This window comes from Microbacterium sp. WCS2018Hpa-9, assembly GCF_031843745.1.
Taxonomy (GTDB): domain Bacteria; phylum Actinomycetota; class Actinomycetes; order Actinomycetales; family Microbacteriaceae; genus Microbacterium.
Genome location: NZ_JAVTIY010000001.1, coordinates 355,100 through 373,915 on the forward strand (window position 1 = coordinate 355,100; position 18,816 = coordinate 373,915).

Here is an 18,816-nt window from a genome sequence, read left to right on the forward strand (position 1 = left end):
AGCGCCGTCAGCCGGCCGCCGCTCGATCCCCTACGCGCTGACCGACGACCGCCGACACGCCGTCCTGACGCATCGATACGCCGTAGAGCGCGTCGGCGATCTCCATCGTGCGCTTCTGATGCGTGATGACGAGCAGCTGCGAGCTCTCACGGAGCTGCTCGAACACGGTGAGCAGACGGCCGAGGTTCGCGTCGTCGAGCGCCGCCTCGACCTCGTCGAGGATGTAGAACGGGCTCGGGCGGGCCTTGAAGATCGCGACCAGGAGGGCGACCGCGGCAAGGGAGCGTTCGCCTCCCGAGAGCAGTGACAGCCTCTCGATCTTCTTTCCCACCGGGCGCACCGACACCTCGATGCCCGTCGTGAGCATGTTCTCGGGATCCGTGAGCGAGATGCTTCCGGTTCCGCCGGGGAACAGCAGGGGGAAGACCTCACCGAACGCGACCCTCGTGTCTTCGAACGCGCTCGCGAAGATCGTCTGCATGCGCTCGTCGAGGTCGGCGATGATCGTCAGCAGGTCCTGGCGCGTCTGCGTCAGGTCGGCGAGCTGCTCGGTGAGGAACGCGTGGCGCTGCTCGAGAGCTGCGAACTCCTCGAGTGCGAGCGGATTGACTCGTCCGAGCTGCGCGAGCTTGCGTTCGGCCTCCGCGAGCCGGCGCTGCTGGATCCGCCGATCGAACGGAATAGCCGTATCGTCGAGCACCTCGTCTCCAGAGAGCGCGACCCCCGGGTCACGGGGAACGAGCTGGTCGGGGCCATATTCCGCTATGAGAATATCATCGTCGAGCGCGAGCTCGGACGCCACCCGCTCGAGCAGGCTGTTGAGATGCAGCTTCTTCTCGTGGATCTGCAGCTCGAGGCCGTGCACGCTCTCGGTGAGCCCTGCGAGCCTCTCCCGCAGAGAGGTCTCCTGGGCGCGAAGCGCCGTGAGCTCCTGATTCTGGGCCGATCGTGCGGCCTCGGCCTCGGCCAGTGCGACCCGAGCCTCGGTGACCGACCGGTCGATCGAGTCCATAATGCGGGGAAGCTCCTGCACGACTCCGGATGCCGCTTCGCGCTGTGCGCGTCGGATGACCGCCCGGCGTGCGGCCTCGGCCGCGGCATCCCGCTCCTGCTCGCGTTGCCGCTCGAGCCCGGCGACGCGAGCCTGCGCAGCACGAACGCGCTCGCGAAGCGTCTCGATCTCCAGACGCGCTCGGACTTCACCCTCGCGCGCCATCTCGAGCGCTTCGAGCAGACCGTCACGCGCCGAGGCATCGAGCACTGGCCGGGGGGCGGCGATGGCCGCGTCCAACTCGGCCTTCGCCGCTTCGGCCTTCGCCTCCGCATCATGCACCGCGCTCTGCGCCTGGGCGAGTCCCGCCTCGAGCCGCTCGCACTCTGCGACCGCCGACTCGTGGGTGACCGTGATGCGGTTCACCTGCTCAGCGTGGGTGGCCAGCGCGGCATCGTGCTCGCGCAGCGCCCGGAGCGCATCCTTCGCCTGGCGACGGGATGTCTCGACGGCCTCGTTCGCGTCTGCGCGAGCCTCACGCAGCGAATCGACGATGACCTGCACCTCTGCCAGTCGCTCGTTCGCCGAATCGCGTTCGGCGGCGAGCTCGAGACGGGAGCGCTCGCCTCCGGATCCGGTGCGAAGCGTCTGCGCGGTGACGACATCGCCGGCCGTCGTGACGATCGTCGTGGTCGTGTCGCCTGCGACGTCGAGCGCGACTCTCGCGTTGCGCGCCGCGTCGAGGCTGGCGGCGATGACGACGTGAGAGAGGATCCCGAGGACTCCATCCGGAGCCGTGACCGTATCGACCGCCGGCGTCACACCCTCGAGAGCGGGCAGCGCGATCGACGGACGCGGGGCGTCGGCGACGACGAAATCCACCACTCCCCTGCGCTGGTCCGATGCGTCACGTGCCAGCTCGAACGCATCGGCGGCCTTCTCGACGAGAACCCCCTCGGCCAGCGGACCCAGCACGGCGGCGATCGCGGCTTCGAACCCGTTCCTGACCTGCACGGAGTCGCCCACGAGGCCGCGAACGCCCTCGCCGCCTGCCTTCACGATCTCGGCGGCGCCTCCTGAGATCGCGAGCGCGCTTCCGAGTGCCGCCGACTTGGCCGTGAGCGCGTCGACCTCGCGCTCCGCCGCATGAAGGCGCTCCCGAAGAGTCTCTCGCTCGGCCTCGGCCGCCGTCGCGGCACGCTGCGCGCTCTCGTATGCGGCAGAGTGCTCTGCCGCCGTGCCTTCCGGCGCTTCCGCGTCGTCGATCGCCTCGAGGGCTTCGGCTGCGTCGCGGCGACGCGCGTTCGCCGCTTCGAGCGCGTTCTCCTGTCGCAGGACCGCACCGCGCACCGCAGCGAGGGCAGACGCGGCCGCATCGGCCGTTCCTCGCAACGAGCTGAGCCGCATGTCGTACTCCGAGACGAGCGCGCTCTGCTCCGCGATGTCGACGTCGAGGGTGTCGAGCTCGGCCCGCGCATTCACCACCTCGCGGCTCGCGACAGTCGCCGCGTCCTGAGCGTCGCCGAGGCCGGCGGAGATCTCGATGATCTCGTCCTTCGCCTCGTCGATCGTGCTCTGCGTCACAGTGACGGCCGTCACCGCCGCATCGTCCTCGTCCGAGCCGAGCAGCGCGAGCCGCTGATTGGCGAGGGTGTACAAACCGCGCATCCGCTCCTGCACCTGCTCGAGGCCGAACGCCACGCCTCTCGCCTGATCCACCGCGACCGAGTTCTGATCCTGCTCGAGGCGCGCGATGCTCGCCCGCACCGCCTCGGCCTGATCCGACAGCACGAGTCGTTCGGTGTGCCGCTCGTGCTCGGTGCGTGTGTGATCTGCCAGCGCCGTGCGCAGCGCCACGACGTCATCCGCGAAGATCCGGGCCTTGGCATCACGCACGACGGCGGCGATCGTCTGTGCCTCGCGCGCGATCTCGGCCTGCCTGCCCAGGGGTTTCAGCTGGCGCCGGATCTCGCCGGCGAGATCGCTCAGGCGCGTGAGATTGGTCTCCATCGCATCGAGCTTGCGGAGAGTCTTCTCCTTGCGACGCCGATGCTTGAGGATTCCGGCGGCTTCTTCGATGAAGCCGCGACGATCCTCCGGCGACGCCTGGAGCACCGTGTCCAGGCGCCCCTGGCCCACGATGACGTGCATCTCGCGTCCGAGACCGGAGTCGCTGAGGAGTTCCTGCAGATCGAGCAGGCGGCAGTTCTCCCCGTTGATGGCGTATTCGCTGGCGCCGTTGCGGAACAGCGTGCGACTGATCGTGACCTCGGCGAATTCGATCGGCAGGGCGCCGTCGCTGTTGTCGATCGTGAGCTGCACCTCGGCGCGACCGAGCGGCCCTCTCGTCGAGGTGCCGGCGAAGATGACGTCCTCCATCTTGCCGCCGCGGAGAGTCTTCGCTCCCTGTTCGCCCATCACCCAGGCAAGGGCGTCGACGACGTTGGACTTGCCCGATCCGTTGGGTCCGACGATGCAGGTGACGCCCGGTTCGAACACGAAACTGGTCGGCTGCGCGAAGGACTTGAACCCCTTGAGGGTCAGGCTCTTCAGATGCATGCGCGTACCGTGCTTTCCGGGTGATTCACGCCCACACGCTACCGGAATGACGGCTCAGAACCGGCATCCCGCGCGGGAGCGGAGCGAACCGGAATCGGCCGCGACACGCCGGGCCACGCCGGACATGCTTGACGGACACGCCCGGGTTTCGCTACCGTAACCTCCGGATCGCCACACGAAAAGGAGGTTACCGATGATCACTCAGCTCAACGCTCAGGCCACTGGCCTCGCCGCGCCATTCGCGCCGCGCCTTGCGCACTCGGTAACCACCGGCGTCCGCCTCGGCGCTCTCTCGTAGAACCGCAGCCCGAGAACTCTGCCCCGAATCACCCTCCGGTCTCCGATCGGTGACGGGGTCTCTCGCTCGCGTGTCTCCGCGCCCCACCCTCTGATCCTTCTCGGATCACGGATCACCGCCGACCCCGGCGATCGCCTTCCGGCGCGCCGGGCTCTCGACTCTCACCGCGCTCTGCCGGCCGTCTTCTCGGCGCCCGGCGACAGCGCTCACCTCACTGATCATCACCACTCATCTCGAAGGAATCATCGTGAACACCACGCTGTATCGCAGCATCCCCCACCCTCCGGATACCGAGGACCAGCAGGTCCTTCACATCCCCGCACCCGATGAGCTGCGGCGCCTCGCGCTGGCAGATCGTCTCTCGCTCAGGATCGGCCTCTGGCTGCTCCAGCGGGCTCAGCGCCCCCGTCCGGCGCGCCGCGTCTCCGCCCTCGAGGCGGACGTGCTGCACCTCGATCGGCGCAACCGCACCGTCGGCGAGACGTACGCTCTGCTCACCTACGACCTGCAGCGTCAGCTGCGCTGACCTGGAGATCACCATGAGCATTCCGCTCACCGCAGATGCGTCGCTGCATCCGCTCGTGCTGCCTGCACGGGCGGATGCAGCCGACGCGGCCGAGTTCCGCGAGCTCGCCCGTGTGCGCAACGCCGTCTATCGCGAACTCACCGGACGCACCGAACAGGACCTCACGCCAGAGGCGCTGCTTCCGATCCTGCGCTCCCGCAAGGAGCGCACGACCGCGGTGTGGACGGTGCGCGTCGCAGGAGAGATCGTCGGACGAACGGTCATCGACATCCCGCACGAGGAGGGGTCGCGTGTGGCCATCGCCTCGATCGAGATCCACCCGCGCGTCTGGGGTCGGGGAATCGGAACCGCGATCCTTCCGCACGTCGAAGCCTTCGCGCGCCTGCACGATCGCACAGTCATCCAGAACTGGACGGAACAGCAGGCGAGCGAGGGTCCGAGGCTCCAGGCCAAGACCGGCTTCGGCAGCGTGCCGGATGATCACGTCGCGCGATTCCTCGTGCGCCACGGATTCAGTCTCGAGCAGGTCTACCGGGTGAGCCGCCTGAAGGTTGGTCCCGAGGCTGTTCGGCGCGCCGAGGAGCTGCGCGAAGACGCACGCGCGTTCTCGCAGGACTACCGCGTGCTCCGGTGGATGCTGCCGACACCCCCTGAGCATGTCGAGGGTTACGCGTGGCTCAAGTCGCGCATGTCGACCGATGCGCCGTCGGCCGACCTCGAGGCCGACGAGGAGGTCTGGGATGCCGAGCGTCTGATCGCTTCGGAGAAGCGAGTGGAGGAGATGGGGCAGATCATCCAGGTCACCGTCGCGCAGCACATCGGAACCGGCGAGCTCTCTGCGTTCACCGAGCTCCGCATCGGACCGAATCTGGCCGCGACCACCCATCAGCACGACACTCTGGTGCTCAAGGAGCATCGTGGCCACCGATTGGGACAGCTCGTGAAGTGCGACGCCTTCCTGTCGTGGACGGGCGTCGCTCCCGAGTCCCGCGACGTGATCACCTACAACGCCGAGGAGAACCGACCGATGCTGTCGATCAACGAGGCGATGGGCTTCACGGCCATCGCTTATGAGGGCGCATGGAAGAAGGAACTGTCATGACGACGACCACACTGACGGTCACACCCCTGATCATCCCCGCTGCACTGGACGCCGCGGACGGCGCGGACTTCCGCGCCTACGGGGAGCTCAACCGGCAGATCTGCGATGAGTTGGTGGGTCTGCCCGACATCGCCCCGGATGCCGCGCAGATGCTCGCCTCATGGCAGGACTCCAGCGACACTCTGCAGACCGGATTCGTGGCCCGGCAGGGCGACGAGATCGTCGGCATGATCACGATCGCCTATGCCCAGGAGGCGGATGCGAAGGCGGCAGAAGCAGACCTCCTCGTGCCCGAGAAGCACTGGGGAATCGGCGTCGAGGACGCCCTCCTGTCGCTCGCAGAGTCGGAGGCTCGGGCCCACGGTCGGTCATTGGTGCAGATCTGGACGCTGCACCGGCCGATCGAGTCCGAGCGGATGATCTCACCGAGGACGGGCTGGGGTCGCATCCCGGCGATCCCGCTGTCGGACGCGCTCGAAGCCCGTGGGTATGACTTCGAACAGGTCGAACGCAACAGCGAGTTCGATCTGCGATCACACCCGTCCCCGCTCCTGGACGCTCTGGAATCTGCGCAGGCGGCCGCGGGAGACGACTATCGGGTGCTCCAGTGGATGGCTCCGACGCCGCCCGAGTTCCGAGACGGCTACGCGGCGATCCTCGCTCGCCTGTCGAAAGACGCCCCGAGCGGTGAGATGGACTTCGTCGCCGAGGAGTGGGACGCGGAACGCGTCGTGCGCCGCGAGAGACGGCTCACCGGAGCCGGTCAAGCCCTGTCGATCGTCGCGGTGCAGCACGTGCCGAGTGGCGACATCGTGGCATACAACGAACTGCTCATCGGAGCGGACCGCTCAGGTGTCACCCACCAGCTCGGCACCCTGGTGTCTCGCGAGCACCGCGGGCATCGGCTGGGCACCGTCGTCAAGTGCGCGAACCTCGTGCGCTGGCGAGAGCTCATGCCTCTCTCCCCCACCGTCTCCACCTTCAACGCCGAGGAGAACCGACCGATGCTGAGCATCAACGAGGCGGTCGGGTTCGTGCCGGTCTCGTATGCCGGGGCATGGCAGAAGCGGATCTGACCGAGATCATCCGATCGGTGTATGCGGAGGCGGGCGGATCATCCGCCTGGCCGATGCAGCGCTCCTGGCAGGATCGCGAGGCTGGAAGCATGAACCACTCCGTCCTCGACGCACGCTCCCTGACCAAGTCCTACGGCACCACACGCGCACTCGCCGGGGTGGATCTCACGATTCACCGCGGCGAGTCGGTGGCGATCATGGGTGCCTCCGGATCGGGCAAGACCACCCTCCTCCATGTGCTCGCCGGCATCGTCACGCCGGACTCCGGCACGGTGACGTTCCAGCCCTCGGCCGGGCACGCCGTGGAACTCGCCGGGCTCGGTGAATCTGCACGCTCCAGGCTGCGCAGGGAGAAGTTCGGGTTCGTCTTCCAGCAGGGGCTCCTCATCCCTGAGCTCACCGCCGTCGAGAACGTGGCGCTCGCATCGATGATCAACGGCGTGAAGAGAGCTGACGCCACGGCTCACGCAGCATCCTGGCTCGCCGCCCTGGGGCTCGCCGGGATGGAGGATCGCCGCATCGGCGAGCTCTCCGGCGGGCAGGCGCAGCGCGTCGCGATCGCGCGGGCCCAAGCCACCGGCGCGGACCTCGTCTTCGCCGATGAGCCGACCGGAGCGCTCGACTCGCACACCTCGCAGGACGTGATGAACGCACTCCTCTGGTCGACGACCGGGCAGGGGCGAACGCTCCTCGTCGTCACCCACGACGCCGACGTCGCCGCTCGATGCTCGCGCGTCGTGGCGGTTCGTGACGGACAGATCGTCTCATCGGCGGTGTCCGCATGAACGCCCGCATTCTTGCCCTCCTTCTCCGACCGACGAAGGGAGAGAACGCCGTCCTGGCGCTTCCTGTGGTCGCCTTCGGCATCGTCACCGCTCTGGTGCTGACCGTCGTGGGCGGAGCGCAGTCGTTCTGGACCTGGACCGACGACTACGCGCCGGTCTACCAGGCACTGGCGGCGATCGCTCTCGTGCTCCTGGTCGTGCCGCTGACGAATCTCGGAGGAGCGGCTGCTCGTCTCTCGGCCCGCCGCCGCGACGAGCGACTCTCGACCCTGCGCCTTCTCGGCGTGACTCCGATGGGCGTCAGCATCGCCACCGTGGTCGAATCCGTGCTGGTCGCGGCTGCAGGTGCCGTGGCCGGAGTGGTTGCGCATCTCGCGACCGCTCCCCTCGTCGGGCTCATCCCGTTCCGTGGCACGGCTCTCGGCGCCGACGCTGTGATGCTGTCTCCCCTCAGCATCCTGGCGGTCGTGGGAGGGGTCCTTCTGGTGGCGGCAGGCAGCGCCGTGCTGGGTCTCCGACGCGTGATCGTCTCACCGCTCGGAGTGCGACTGCGGACGACGGTATCGACGGTGCACTGGTTCCGTGCGATCATCGGCATCTCGGTGCTCGCTCTGGTCTTCGTCCTCGTCAAGATCTTCCCGTCCGTCGCGGGGCTCGCGGTGACGATCACCGTTCTGGCAGCGCTGTTCGCTGTGGCGCTCGCCGTGCTCAACGTGATCGGCCCGTGGATCCTCAAGGTCAGCGCATCACGTCAGCTGCGCAAGGCCGAGCGGGCCGACCGGCTGCTCGCAGCCCGCCTGGTGTTGGACTCGCCCAAAGCCGCATGGCGTCAGGTGAGCGGCATCGCGATGGCGAGCTTCATGGCCGTGTTCGCCGGCACCGGCGTCTCACTGATGAACGTGATGAACAGCGGCGACGCGACGGATGCCGATGCGGCACTCGCCATCGACATGCGCACCGGTCTCGTCATCACGCTGGTCGCCTCGTTCCTGATGGTCGCAGCATCCGTAGGGGTCAATCAGGCGGCCTCCGTGCTCGATCAGCGCGATCTGCACCGAAGTCTGCACCACCTCGGGATGCCCGTCGACACTGTTGACAGCGCGCGTCGCCGCGCGATCATGTCGCCGTTGCTCGTCACCGCGATCGGATCGGCGACCTGCGCCGCGGTGCTCGTGTTCCCCCTGCTCGGGATCGCCCTGATCACCGCTCCCGAGTCGCTGCTGACGATCGGCGCCGTGCTCGCGGTGGGAATCGGCATCGTGTGGGTGAGCACACGTGCGACCAGGCCTCTGCTCGCCCGGTCGTTCGAGATGGCCTGAGCCTCAGCGTCGGCGCTGGCAGCGCGGGCAGAAGTGGCTCGACCGGTTCATGAAAGCCTGTCGGCGGATCAGAGTGCCGCACCGAGGGCACGGCTGGCCGCCTCGACCGTAGGCGTTGAGGGAGTGCGCGAAGTATCCGGCCTGGCCGTTCACGTTGACGTACTGGGAATCGAAGCTCGTGCCTCCCTCGGCCAGCGCCTTGGCGAGCACCACACGGATCTCGGCGAGAAGCCGTCCGATCGCGGATGTCGACAGCGCGCTCGAGAGCGTCTCGGGGTGGATGCGCGCCGCCCAGAGCGCCTCGTCGGCGTAGATGTTGCCCACCCCGCTGATCACCTGCTGATCGAGCAGCACTCGCTTGATCGCGCTGCCCCGTCTGCCGAGCGTGCGCACGAGGACGCCGTCGTCGAAGAGAGGGTCGAGGGGGTCGCGCGCGATGTGCACGACCTGAGTGGGGATCATCGTCGGCCCGTCCGGCACGAGACGGTCGACCGCGAGCGACCCGAACGTCCTCTGATCGGCGAACACGATCGCGAGCTCTCCGTGCTGCGGGTGCTCGATGCCGATGCGAATGCGTTCGTGGCGTTCCGCTTCGGCATCCGGGGCGCGCAGCAGCATCTGTCCGCTCATCCCGAGGTGCGCGATCAATGCGCAGTCGTCGGTGTCGAACGGAAGCCAGAGGAACTTGCCTCGTCGCTCTGCGGCGGTGAACGTGCGTCCCTCAAGACGCGAGACGAAGTCGGATGCCCCCGCGGCGTGACGTGTCAGAGCGCGTTCATCGAACACGCTCACCCCCGTGATGACGGAACCGACCGCCGCAGGAGCGAGACCGGCTCGCACCACTTCGACTTCGGGAAGCTCAGGCACGCTCGTTGAGGAAGCGCCACGCGCCGAGCGCAGCCGCCATCTCTGCGGTCTTCTTGCTGCTTCCCTTGCCGGTCATCGCCAGATCACCGACACTCACGGTCGCCAGGAAGCGACGATCGTGATCGGGGCCACTCGCCTCCACCGAATACTGCGGTGGGTTGGCACCGATGCGCGCCGCCAGCTCCTGAAGACTGGTCTTCGGATCCATGGCAGCACCATAGCGCTCGGGGTCGGCGAGCAGCGGTTCGGTCAGACGGAGCACGAGCTCGGTGGCCGCCTCAGGACCGGCTGACAGATACGTCGCGCCGATGACCGCTTCCATCGTGTCTGCGAGGATCGAATCCTTGTCGCGTCCGCCGGTCTGCTCTTCGCCTCGACCGAGCAGCAGGTGGCTGCCCAGATCGATGCCTCTCGCCACCTCGGCGAGAGCGACCGTCGAGACGACGCTCGCGCGCCGCTTGGCGAGTTCGCCCTCATCGAGCCCTGGATGGGTCGTGAAGAGCATCACCGTCACGGCTTGACCGAGAACGGAGTCGCCGAGGAACTCGAGACGTTCGTTGTGAGGGATTCCGCCATGCTCATACGCATATGAACGATGGGTGAGTGCCAACTCCAGAAGCTCCGCGTCGATATCGACGCGGAGCTTCTCTGGGAGTGGTCTCGTCCCCCCAGGGACCTCAGTCACAGAAGTGAAGTCGCGACTCAGACGTCGGCGACCTTGCGGCCCTTGTACTCGAGGAACAGCTCGGTGCCCTGCGAGTCGGTGACGACCTTCGCCTGGTGGGGGCGGCTGTAGACGGTCTTGCCGTTCTCGATGGTCTTGACGAGAGCGATGGGCGCCGCCTTCCACTGCGCACGGCGCGAGCGGGTGTTCGAACGGGATACCTTGCGCTTCGGGGGGTTACCAGCCATGACTAGCTCTCTTCTTTCTCGGCGGCACGAGATTCTTCCGTGCCGTCTTGGTCTGTGATGTTCTGGAGCGCGCTCCACCGAGGATCGATGGGAGCTGCCTGCTCCGTGACGGTGCTCGCTGTCAACTTCTCGCCCGTCTCCGGGTCGAGCCCGGGGCAATCCGGCTGACACACCGGCTGAAATGGAAGCGACAATACGGCCGCATCCCTGACTAGAGTTTCAAGATCCACGTGGTCGTCTTGAACCTCGAAGTCAGTTTCTTCCTCACCAGGATACGCGAAAAGCTCCTGGAACTCGACTTCGACGGGCCGAGTGATGTCGATGAGGCATCTACCGCACACGCCGGAGTACTCCGCATCGACCATTCCTGACACCAGAATGCCCTCGTGGACCGACTCCAGGCGGACATCCAGATCGAGTTCGGAACCTGCCTCATACGACACGATCCCCTCTCCCCAGGCATCCTTCAGGGTCACGGAGAACTCATGTTCGCGCATCTCTCCCGGCTTGCGGACGATGTCGCGGACGGGGAGGACAAAAGGACCACTCATTCGAGAACGCACCCAGCAATGGTACCGGCTACATGCGGCGGGAGGCTGGCTTCGCGCTGAGCGCGGTGCTCAGGAGCGCGGCTTCAGATGCCGCGAGACCCCGTGTCGAGGAACGCGGCGACCGCTCGAGGAACGAAAGGCGACACATCGCCGCCGAGCCCTGCGACCTGTCGCACGAGAGAGCTCGACACGAGAGCATGTGCCGGGTCAGGCAGCAGGAAGACGGTCTCGATGTCCGCGAGGTGCCGGTTGACGATCGCCATCGGCGATTCGTAGGCGACGTCGATCTGCGAGCGAATCCCCTTGACCAGCACGCCGGCGCCCACGTCGCGCGCATAGTCGACCAGAAGACCCATGCTCCACGATCCGACGATGACGTTGCCGCCCATGCCCTCTTCGGCGATGGACTGCTCGATGAGCGAGAGCCGCGCCGCGATCGGCAGCATCGCCTCCTTGCCCGGGTTGTGCACGACGAGCACATGCAGCTCGTCGTACAGCTTGGCGGCCCGACGGATGACATCGAGGTGGCCCAGGGTCGGCGGGTCGAAGGAACCCGGGACGACGGCGATCCGGCTGCTCATGCCCCCAGCCTAGGGCACGCCGTGCTCGGGTCAGTTCTTCGCCAGAGCCGCGCGATCGTCGTCGCTCACGCGTCGCTCGATGGCCGATCTGAGCCCCGGGTTCGCATCGAGACCCGGGTCGGCGGCGAGGATCACCTCGGCGAGCTCGCGCGCCCTGACGATCAGACCGGAGTCCTTGACCACGCGCAGCAGCTTCAACGACGACCGCACGCCCGCCTGTGCTGCGCCCAGCACGTCTCCTTCGCCTCGCAGCTCGAGATCGACCTCGGCGAGGGCGAAACCGTCGAGAGTCGCCGCGACAGCGTCGACCCGATCGCGCGCCACCGAGCCGGCTTCGGCCTCGGTCACGAGCAGACACAGCCCCGGCACGCCGCCTCGACCCACCCGACCCCGCAGCTGATGCAGCTGGGAGACACCGAAGCGGTCGGCGTCGAGGACAATCATGGTCGAGGCGTTGGGCACGTCGACGCCGACCTCGATGACGGTCGTCGCCAGCAGCAGGTCGATCTCGCCCCGAGCGAAGGCCTGCATGACCGCATCCTTCTCGTCCGAGGGCATACGTCCGTGCAGCACCGCTCGACGGAGACCGCCGAGCTTCGGGTGCGTCGCCAGCGCTTCGTCGAGCTGCACCACACCCCAGCGCGGACCGGATGCGCCCTCGGGCTGCAGGAGGGCGGGCTCACCCGCCTCAGCCGTCTTCTTGGTGGTATCGATCGCAGCGCACACCGCGAAGACCTGACGCCCCTGAGCGATCTCCTCGGCGGCGCGCTCCCAGACGCGGTTGAACCACCCGGGGTGCTCGGCGAGCGGGGCGACGAACGACTCGATTCCCGCCCGCCCCTTCGGCATCGTGCGGATCACCGAGGTGTCGAGGTCTCCGAACACCGTCATGGCGACGGTGCGAGGGATGGGGGTGGCGGTGAGGACGAGAGCGTGCGGACTGGAGCCCTTGGCGCGGAGAGCCTCACGCTGCTCGACGCCGAACCGGTGCTGCTCGTCGACCACGACGAGGCCGAGATCTGCGAAGGTCGTCTTCTCGCCGAGCAGCGCGTGGGTGCCGACGACGATCAGCGCCTGCCCGGAGGCGACGCGCAGGGCGGCCTTGCGCCGCGCTGCAGCCGGCATCTGCCCGGTGAGCAGCGTGGGCATCACGAGCGGAGCCAGCTCAGGCCCGAGCATCTTCGATATCGACCGCAGATGCTGGCCCGCCAGGACCTCGGTCGGCGCGATGAGCGCGGCCTGGCCGCCGGACTCGGCGACCTGGAGCATCGCACGCAGTGCGACGAGCGTCTTGCCGGATCCGACCTCTCCCTGCACGAGCCGGTTCATCGGCCACGAGCCGACGAGGTCCTTCGCGACCTGCGCGCCGACTGTCTGCTGATCGGGCGTGAGGTCGTACGGCAGCGAGGCGTCGAAACGCTCGAGCAGGCCACCGGGCTTCGCCGCACGCGCCGTGGCCGAGAGCGATCGCACCGCATCGCGCTGCTGCAGGAGTGCGGTCTGCAGCGTGAGCGCCTCATGCATCCGCAGCGTGCGGACGGCAGGATCGATGTCGTTGCGGGTCTTCGGTCGATGGATCTGCTCGAGTGCCTCTCTCGCGGTCAGCAGCTCCTCCCGCGCGCGGACATCCGCGGCGAGAGGCTCGGGCACGTCACCGAGACCGTCGAGCACTCGAGTGATGAACTTGGCGATCTGCCAGGTCTGCAGCGTCGACGTAGCGGGGTAGATCGGGATCAGCACGGCGGCGCGGGCATCGGCGCGCCGCCTGGCCGCATCCTCGTCGTCGAAGAGCTCGTACTCGGGGTGCGCGAACTGCGTCATGCCGTTGAACTCGCCGACCTTGCCGGAGAAGACGCCTCGACGGCCGACCGCGAGATCCTCGGAGCGCCACTTGGCCGCCCCGAGGTTCTTCGCGAAGAACGTCAGGGACATCTTGCCGATGCCGTCGCCGATCACGACATCGACCATCGCGCCCCGCCGATTGCGCATCGCCCTGGCACTCGACGACAGCACCTCGGCGACGATCGTCACGGTCTCACCGAGCGGAAGCGCGCGGATCGGGGTCAGCTCGCCCGGGTCGGCATACCGCCGGGGATAGTGCGACACGAGATCGCCGACCGTCTTCATGCTGAACGCCCGATCGAGGGACTTCGCCGGCGTGGAGCCCAACGCCTCCTCCAGCGACGAATCCAGCGTGAGCGACATGATCCGAGTCTAGAAGGCCGCACGGACACGACGTGCGCCGTAGCTGTCGTATCGTGAACGGGTGACGAGGATCATCGCCGGAAAGGCACGCGGCGCGCGGCTCGACGTGCCCCACGCGGGAACGCGACCCACCAGCGACCGCGTGCGGGAGTCGCTCTTCGGAGCGCTGGAGTCAGCCGACGCGATCGTCGGGGCCCGCGTGCTCGATCTCTACGCCGGCTCGGGTGCGCTGGGATTGGAGACGCTCAGCCGCGGCGCGGTCAGCGCCGATCTCGTCGAGCACGGCCGAGAGGCGGCCGCAGTCGTCCGTCGCAACGCCGCCACCGTCGCGAAGGCCGGCGCGTCCGGCGCGAGGGTGCACCAGAGCGCGGTCCGGTCGTTCCTGCTGCGAGCCTCCGGTCCGTACGACCTCGTCTTCTCGGACCCGCCCTATGACCTCGACGACGACGCGATGACCACCGATCTCATCGCACTCGCGCCGTGTCTCGCACCCGACGCCCTCGTGATCATCGAGCGCGCGCGGCGCTCCACGCCTCCTGATCTCCGGGCAGCCGGCCTGGAGCTGATCCGTGAGAAGGCCTACGGAGACACCGCTCTCTGGTGGGCCGAGCCCGCTCCCGCCTCTGAGACGCCTCAGCCCGAGGCCGAATCCCAGTCGCGATAGGGATCCCAGCCGCTGACGTCTGCGGGTGCGTCGTCTACCAGCAGCTCGTGCTCGCCCTGCGGGGCCACAGTCCCGATAATGCGGAAGCCCGACGGCAGCATCCCCGGAGGGAATGTGGCGAGCAGCGCGTGATCCTCGCCGCCGGCGAGAGCCCGTTGCGGGGAGTCTCCGAGGGCTGCACCGTCGAGGGCGATCGTGACGGCCGAGGCCGCCGCCATCCGCCGCGCGTCGAGCGCGAGACCATCCGAGATGTCCATCATCGCGGTGGCTCCGGCTGTGGCGGCGAAGGGTCCGAGGCCGATCGGCGGCGACGGGCGGAGCTGAGCCGTCAGCGCCGCGCTCTCACCCCGCCCGAGCACCGACGGATCGACAGCGACCGGGGTCTCACCGTCGCGGAACCTGCCGAAGAGCACGGCGAGTCCGCGGGCGGCATGCCCGAGTTCCCCCGCCACTGCGACCACATCGCCGACCCGCGCACCTGAGCGCAACACCGGCGCCCGGCCCTCGAGATCGCCGAGAGCCGTGACGGCCACGGTGAGCACGTCGGAGACGGTGAGATCGCCGCCGACCACGGCGCAGCCGGGTGCCAGGGCCGCGCACGCCTCACGGAGTCCGTCGGCGAGGCGTTCGACGAAAGAGAGCCTCAGATCGCGCGGCACCGCCAGCGCGACGAGCAGTGCGGTCGGGCGCGCACCCATGGCGGCCACGTCGGCGAGGTTCACCGCCGCGGCCTTCCACCCGAGGTCGTAGCCCGACGACCAGGCGAGTCGGAAGTCAGGACCGTGAACGAGCGTGTCGGTCGTGGCGACCACGGATCCCGACGGAGCCGCGATCACCGCCGCATCGTCGCCGGGTCCGATTATCGTGTGACTGGCCCGCGCTGTCCTCGCCAGGATGGCCCGCAGGATCTCCCCCTCCGAAAGATCGCCGAGGGTCGGATCATCGTCGCGAGGTCGGGAGGGCATGCAGTCAAAGGTAGCCTGGATGCATGCCCCGCTCTCGTCGTCTCGCCGTCATCGCGGGGTCGCTGGCCCTCGTCGCAGCGCTCTCCGGATGCTCGACCACGATCCATCTGGACCCGGCCGACGATGCGAACAATCCGGCGTGCGCAGAGGTCTCCGTGCTGCTCCCCGATGCCGTCGGCGATCTCGACCGCGTGTGGACCGATGCGCAGGCCACCGGCGCCTGGGGCGACCCGACGGTCGTGCTGCGCTGCGGCGTCGAACCGCCCGCACCGTCGACGGAAGTCTGCACCACGATCGGCAGCGTCGACTGGCTCGTGCTCGACCAGGAAGACGAACGCCAGCGCCTGGTGACCTACGGTCGCGATCCCGCCGTCGAGGTGATCATCCGCCGGGGCGAGGAGATCGACTTCCGCACGGTGGTCGAGAGTCTCTCGACGAGCATCCAGTCCGGCCTCGAACCGGCGACGGCTCGGTGCACGGACCGAGTGCCCACCGAGGAATCCCCTGACGCGGGATCGACCGAAGGCTGAGCGGACGCCGCCCGATCAGCGGCGCAGGCCCGCTTCGATCAGCTCGGAGATCAGGTCGCCGTAGCTGAGTCCGGATGCCACCCAGCACTTCGGGAACATCGAGATCGGCGTGAATCCAGGCATAGTGTTGAGCTCGTTGACGACGAGCTCGCCGGAGGGCGTGAGGAACATGTCGACACGGGCGAGGCCACGGCCGTCGACCGCCTCGAATGCTCGGATCGCGGCATCCTGGATCGCCTCGATCTCGGAATCCTCGAGCTCCGCGGGGCATACGACGTCGACGCCGTCTCCACCGAGGTACTTGCCCTCGAAGTCGTAGAACCCACGGGACGTCAGCACGATCTCACCGGGCAGCGATGCACGCACACCGTCGGCGCTCTCGAGAACCGCGACCTCGATCTCGCGACCGACCACCCCGCTCTCGATGAGGACCTTGTCGTCCTCTGCGAAGGCGACGGCCAGGGCCGCGTCGAGCTCGTCGGGCCGTTCGACCTTCGAGACGCCGACGCTCGAACCCGCGCGAGCCGGCTTGACGAACAGCGGCATCCCGAGTTCGACCGCAGATGCGCGAACCGACGCGGCATCCCGCTCCCACTCCCGTGAGCGGACCGTGATGCCCGGTGCCACGGAGATGCCGGCGGCGCGCAGTGCGATCTTCATGAAGTGCTTGTCCATGCACAGCGCCGAGTCGAGAACTCCCCCACCAGCGTAGGGAACCTCGAGGGTGTCGAAGTAGCCCTGGATCGTCCCGTCCTCGCCGTGCGTTCCGTGCAGGATCGGCAGCACGATGTCGATCTCGCCGAAGCGTTCGGTGGTCCCGTCCGGACGCACGACGCGCAGCGTGCGGTCGCCTCCGGGCTCGGGCCACAGCACCCTGGTGCCGTTGTCGGCGACCTCCGGCAGATGCGCGGCATCCAACGGGAACTTCGACGGGTCGTCGTCCTCGAGAACGAAAGCCCCCTCGCGGGTGATCCCGACCGGGATCACCGCATAGCGGTCGCGATCAATCGCGCCCAGCACTCCGCCCGCCGTTGCGGAACTGATCGAATGCTCGCTGGAGCGCCCTCCGAAGAGCACCACCACCGTCTGCTTGTCCATGGTTGGTCCTCTCACCCTGCGGGGTGTCGTCGTCCGTCGTCAGGTGGGGTGCGATGTCGCGCGGGTTCATCTTGCCGTCGAGCACCATCTTCACCTGCTCGACGATGGGCATGTGCACCTCGGACTCGCGAGCGAGCTGCAGCACCGGCGCGACGGACGCGAGGCCCTCGGCTGTCTGCTGCATCTGCTTGACGACGTCCTGGAAGCTGTATCCCTGGCCGAGCAGGCGCCCGGCCGTGTTGTTGCGGCTCAATGGAGACTGGCACGTCGCGATGAGGTCTCCGAGGCCCGCGAGCCCCTGCAGCGTCTCGGGGTGGGCGCCGTTCGCCACCGCGAAGTCGGTCATCTCGACGAGTCCGCGCGTGATGATCGACGCCTTGGTGTTCTCGCCGTACCCGACACCGTCGACGATGCCGATCGCCACGGCGATGAGGTTCTTCAGCACTCCCCCGAACTCCGTGCCGATCACATCGGTGTTCACGAACGTCCGGAAGTACGAGTTGCGTGCGGCGCGAGCGACCTCCTCGGCCGTCTCCTGGCTGCGTGACGAGATCACGGCGGCCGTCGGCTGCTCACGGGCGATCTCGAGAGCGAGGTTCGGCCCCGAGGCGACAGCGATGCGATCGGGATCGCACCGCAGCTCCTGCTCGATGACCTGGCTCATCCGCAGCCCTGTGGTGCGCTCGACGCCCTTCATCAGGCTGACGATCTTCGCGTCGTTGTCGGACAGCAGCGGACGCAGCGCCTTGAGGTTCTCGCGCAAAGACTGGCTCGGCACCGAGAGATAGACCTGGTCGACATCACGCAGTGCGATAGCCAGCTCATGCGTCGCCGCCATCGTGCGCGGCAGGTTGATGCCTGGCAGATAGCGCGAGTTGCGTTTGGCCTCGTCGATCTCGTGCGCGAGTTCGGCTCGGCGGGCCCACATCGTGACCTGCGCACCGCCGTCGGCGAGGATCTTCCCGAACGTGGTGCCCCAGCTGCCCGCGCCGATGACGGCGACCCTGGGACCCTGGGGCGTGTTGCGCTTAGGAGTCAAGGCGACCCGTCTCCTTCTGTCCGTGCGAGGCGGGGTTCCAGCGCACGGCCGGCGCCTTCTCGTCGCGCAGCTCCTCGAGCAACGCAGTGATCGCCTTCATCAAGCGGTCGGTGGCCTCGTTCAGCGCCGCTGTCTCGCCCGCGCGCCCGCGCAGGTCGGACACGTCGACCGGGTCGCCGATGATGACGTCCACACGCTTGCGCAGCGGCCACAGGCTCAGACCCTTCTGGTAGCGCCCCATGATCTCCTGGGTGCCCCACTGGGCCATCGGGATCAGCGGGATGCCGTCGGTCAGAGCCAGCCGCACGGCGCCTGACTTGCCGCGCATCGGCCACATGTCGGGGTCCCGCGTCAGCGTCCCCTCGGGATACACGATCACTCCGCGGCCGTGCTCGACCAGCTCGGCCGACTGCTTCAGCGTCTGCTTCGCGGCCGATGCCGACGACGAACGAGCCACCGGGATCATTCCGGTGCGACGCAGGATCCAACCGAGCACAGGGACCTTGAACAGGCTCTCCTTGGCCATGAATCGGGGCGCGCGTCCGATCCGCCAGACCGCGAGAGCCACGATGAGCGGATCGAACTCCGAATAGTGGTTGGGAGCCAGAACGTAGGCACCCTCGCGCGGGAGCTTCTCACCACCGGTGATGCGCACCTTGGCGAGCAGGGAGATCAACGGCACGGCGATCGCCGCGAGCGGCCAGAACACACTGGGCCGCGTCGTCTCACGCGATCGGGAACCCATCCG

The 18,816-nt window shown here is 68.0% G+C and carries 18 protein-coding genes; 7 read left to right on the top strand and 11 right to left on the bottom strand.

Annotated features, from left to right (window positions below; genetic code table 11):
• Window positions 1–7 precede the first annotated feature (7 nt).
• Window positions 8–3,550 carry a chromosome segregation protein SMC gene (gene smc, locus RQG82_RS01865; RefSeq protein WP_311257432.1) on the bottom strand — a complete coding sequence of 1,181 codons (3,543 nt, stop codon included), beginning with the start codon at window positions 3,548–3,550 and terminating at the stop codon, window positions 8–10.
• A 545-nt stretch (window positions 3,551–4,095) separates the two neighbouring features.
• On the opposite strand from smc, the gene RQG82_RS01870 reads away from it, so the two are divergent.
• The 5 genes from RQG82_RS01870 to RQG82_RS01890 all read left to right on the top strand — a co-directional run bounded on the left by RQG82_RS01870 (window position 4,096) and on the right by RQG82_RS01890 (window position 8,656).
• Window positions 4,096–4,374 (top strand): hypothetical protein, encoded by a 279-nt coding sequence (locus RQG82_RS01870; RefSeq protein ID WP_311257433.1) that lies wholly within the window; start codon window positions 4,096–4,098, stop codon window positions 4,372–4,374.
• Between the two features lie 13 nt (window positions 4,375–4,387).
• Window positions 4,388–5,476 carry a GNAT family N-acetyltransferase gene (locus RQG82_RS01875; RefSeq protein ID WP_311257434.1) on the top strand — a complete coding sequence of 363 codons (1,089 nt, stop codon included), beginning with the start codon at window positions 4,388–4,390 and terminating at the stop codon, window positions 5,474–5,476.
• Complete coding sequence (locus RQG82_RS01880; protein ID WP_311257435.1) at window positions 5,473–6,552, top strand: GNAT family N-acetyltransferase; 1,080 nt, start codon at window positions 5,473–5,475, stop codon at window positions 6,550–6,552. The genes RQG82_RS01875 and RQG82_RS01880 overlap by 4 nt, the downstream gene beginning before the upstream one ends.
• An 89-nt stretch (window positions 6,553–6,641) precedes the next feature.
• A complete protein-coding gene (locus RQG82_RS01885) occupies window positions 6,642–7,337 on the top strand; it encodes an ABC transporter ATP-binding protein (protein WP_311257436.1) in 696 nt (231 codons plus the stop codon).
• The gene (locus RQG82_RS01890) at window positions 7,334–8,656 is read left to right on the top strand and encodes an FtsX-like permease family protein (RefSeq protein ID WP_311257437.1); all 1,323 of its coding nucleotides are present in this window, start codon (window positions 7,334–7,336) and stop codon (window positions 8,654–8,656) included. The genes RQG82_RS01885 and RQG82_RS01890 overlap by 4 nt, the downstream gene beginning before the upstream one ends.
• A gap of 3 nt (window positions 8,657–8,659) precedes the next feature.
• Here RQG82_RS01890 and mutM read toward each other — a convergent pair whose 3' ends face one another.
• The 6 genes from mutM to RQG82_RS01920 all read right to left on the bottom strand — a co-directional run bounded on the left by mutM (window position 8,660) and on the right by RQG82_RS01920 (window position 13,772).
• The gene (gene mutM, locus RQG82_RS01895) at window positions 8,660–9,523 is read right to left on the bottom strand and encodes a bifunctional DNA-formamidopyrimidine glycosylase/DNA-(apurinic or apyrimidinic site) lyase (protein ID WP_311257438.1); all 864 of its coding nucleotides are present in this window, start codon (window positions 9,521–9,523) and stop codon (window positions 8,660–8,662) included.
• A complete protein-coding gene (gene rnc, locus RQG82_RS01900) occupies window positions 9,516–10,208 on the bottom strand; it encodes a ribonuclease III (protein ID WP_311257439.1) in 693 nt (230 codons plus the stop codon). The genes mutM and rnc overlap by 8 nt, the downstream gene beginning before the upstream one ends.
• A 17-nt stretch (window positions 10,209–10,225) precedes the next feature.
• Window positions 10,226–10,435 carry a 50S ribosomal protein L32 gene (rpmF, locus tag RQG82_RS01905; RefSeq protein ID WP_282217297.1) on the bottom strand — a complete coding sequence of 70 codons (210 nt, stop codon included), beginning with the start codon at window positions 10,433–10,435 and terminating at the stop codon, window positions 10,226–10,228.
• Window positions 10,436–10,437: 2 nt separating this feature from the next.
• Window positions 10,438–10,986: a DUF177 domain-containing protein gene (locus RQG82_RS01910; RefSeq protein ID WP_311257796.1), complete on the bottom strand. Its 549-nt coding sequence runs from the start codon at window positions 10,984–10,986 to the stop codon at window positions 10,438–10,440.
• Between the two features lie 83 nt (window positions 10,987–11,069).
• Window positions 11,070–11,567 carry a pantetheine-phosphate adenylyltransferase gene (gene coaD, locus RQG82_RS01915; RefSeq protein WP_311257440.1) on the bottom strand — a complete coding sequence of 166 codons (498 nt, stop codon included), beginning with the start codon at window positions 11,565–11,567 and terminating at the stop codon, window positions 11,070–11,072.
• 30 nt (window positions 11,568–11,597) lie between these two features.
• Window positions 11,598–13,772, bottom strand: a complete 2,175-nt coding sequence (locus RQG82_RS01920) for an ATP-dependent DNA helicase RecG (protein WP_311257441.1) — start codon at window positions 13,770–13,772, stop codon at window positions 11,598–11,600.
• A 61-nt stretch (window positions 13,773–13,833) separates the two neighbouring features.
• Here RQG82_RS01920 and rsmD point away from each other — a divergent pair, with 61 nt between their 5' ends.
• Window positions 13,834–14,436: a 16S rRNA (guanine(966)-N(2))-methyltransferase RsmD gene (gene rsmD / locus RQG82_RS01925; protein ID WP_311257442.1), complete on the top strand. Its 603-nt coding sequence runs from the start codon at window positions 13,834–13,836 to the stop codon at window positions 14,434–14,436.
• Here the strand turns inward: rsmD and thiL are convergent.
• Window positions 14,406–15,401 (bottom strand): thiamine-phosphate kinase, encoded by a 996-nt coding sequence (gene thiL, locus RQG82_RS01930; protein ID WP_311257443.1) that lies wholly within the window; start codon window positions 15,399–15,401, stop codon window positions 14,406–14,408. The two genes, rsmD and thiL, sit on opposite strands and share 31 nt — an antisense overlap.
• A 23-nt stretch (window positions 15,402–15,424) precedes the next feature.
• Between thiL and RQG82_RS01935 the strand changes: the two genes are divergently transcribed.
• On the top strand, window positions 15,425–15,931 hold the full coding sequence (locus RQG82_RS01935; RefSeq protein WP_311257444.1) for a DUF3515 family protein: 507 nt from the start codon (window positions 15,425–15,427) through the stop codon (window positions 15,929–15,931).
• 15 nt (window positions 15,932–15,946) lie between these two features.
• Here the strand turns inward: RQG82_RS01935 and RQG82_RS01940 are convergent, their stop codons facing one another.
• Genes RQG82_RS01940 through RQG82_RS01950 form a run of 3 tightly spaced genes read right to left on the bottom strand, consistent with a single transcriptional unit; the run spans window position 15,947 to window position 18,813 of the window.
• Entirely contained in the window at window positions 15,947–17,029 is a 1,083-nt protein-coding gene (locus RQG82_RS01940; protein ID WP_311257445.1) for a D-alanine--D-alanine ligase family protein, read from the bottom strand.
• Window positions 16,935–18,068 carry an NAD(P)H-dependent glycerol-3-phosphate dehydrogenase gene (locus tag RQG82_RS01945; RefSeq protein WP_311257446.1) on the bottom strand — a complete coding sequence of 378 codons (1,134 nt, stop codon included), beginning with the start codon at window positions 18,066–18,068 and terminating at the stop codon, window positions 16,935–16,937. The genes RQG82_RS01940 and RQG82_RS01945 overlap by 95 nt, the downstream gene beginning before the upstream one ends.
• Window positions 18,058–18,813, bottom strand: coding sequence for a lysophospholipid acyltransferase family protein (locus RQG82_RS01950; protein ID WP_311257447.1), 756 nt, complete (start codon window positions 18,811–18,813; stop codon window positions 18,058–18,060). Before RQG82_RS01950 ends, RQG82_RS01945 begins: the two co-directional genes overlap by 11 nt.
• Window positions 18,814–18,816 lie beyond the last annotated feature (3 nt).

Excerpts from the sequence above, each read along its gene's own strand:
- smc (WP_311257432.1), bottom strand. The coding sequence starts at position 3,550 with ATGCATCTGAAGAGCCTGACCCTCAAGGGGTTCAAGTCCTTCGCGCAG.
- RQG82_RS01875 (WP_311257434.1), top strand. The coding sequence starts at position 4,388 with ATGAGCATTCCGCTCACCGCAGATGCGTCGCTGCATCCGCTCGTGCTG.
- RQG82_RS01880 (WP_311257435.1), top strand. The coding sequence starts at position 5,473 with ATGACGACGACCACACTGACGGTCACACCCCTGATCATCCCCGCTGCA.
- RQG82_RS01885 (WP_311257436.1), top strand. The coding sequence starts at position 6,642 with ATGAACCACTCCGTCCTCGACGCACGCTCCCTGACCAAGTCCTACGGC.
- RQG82_RS01890 (WP_311257437.1), top strand. The coding sequence starts at position 7,334 with ATGAACGCCCGCATTCTTGCCCTCCTTCTCCGACCGACGAAGGGAGAG.
- rpmF (WP_282217297.1), bottom strand. The coding sequence starts at position 10,435 with ATGGCTGGTAACCCCCCGAAGCGCAAGGTATCCCGTTCGAACACCCGC.
- RQG82_RS01910 (WP_311257796.1), bottom strand. The coding sequence starts at position 10,986 with ATGAGTGGTCCTTTTGTCCTCCCCGTCCGCGACATCGTCCGCAAGCCG.
- coaD (WP_311257440.1), bottom strand. The coding sequence starts at position 11,567 with ATGAGCAGCCGGATCGCCGTCGTCCCGGGTTCCTTCGACCCGCCGACC.
- RQG82_RS01920 (WP_311257441.1), bottom strand. The coding sequence starts at position 13,772 with ATGTCGCTCACGCTGGATTCGTCGCTGGAGGAGGCGTTGGGCTCCACG.
- thiL (WP_311257443.1), bottom strand. The coding sequence starts at position 15,401 with ATGCCCTCCCGACCTCGCGACGATGATCCGACCCTCGGCGATCTTTCG.
- RQG82_RS01935 (WP_311257444.1), top strand. The coding sequence starts at position 15,425 with ATGCCCCGCTCTCGTCGTCTCGCCGTCATCGCGGGGTCGCTGGCCCTC.
- RQG82_RS01940 (WP_311257445.1), bottom strand. The coding sequence starts at position 17,029 with ATGGACAAGCAGACGGTGGTGGTGCTCTTCGGAGGGCGCTCCAGCGAG.
- RQG82_RS01950 (WP_311257447.1), bottom strand. The coding sequence starts at position 18,813 with ATGGGTTCCCGATCGCGTGAGACGACGCGGCCCAGTGTGTTCTGGCCG.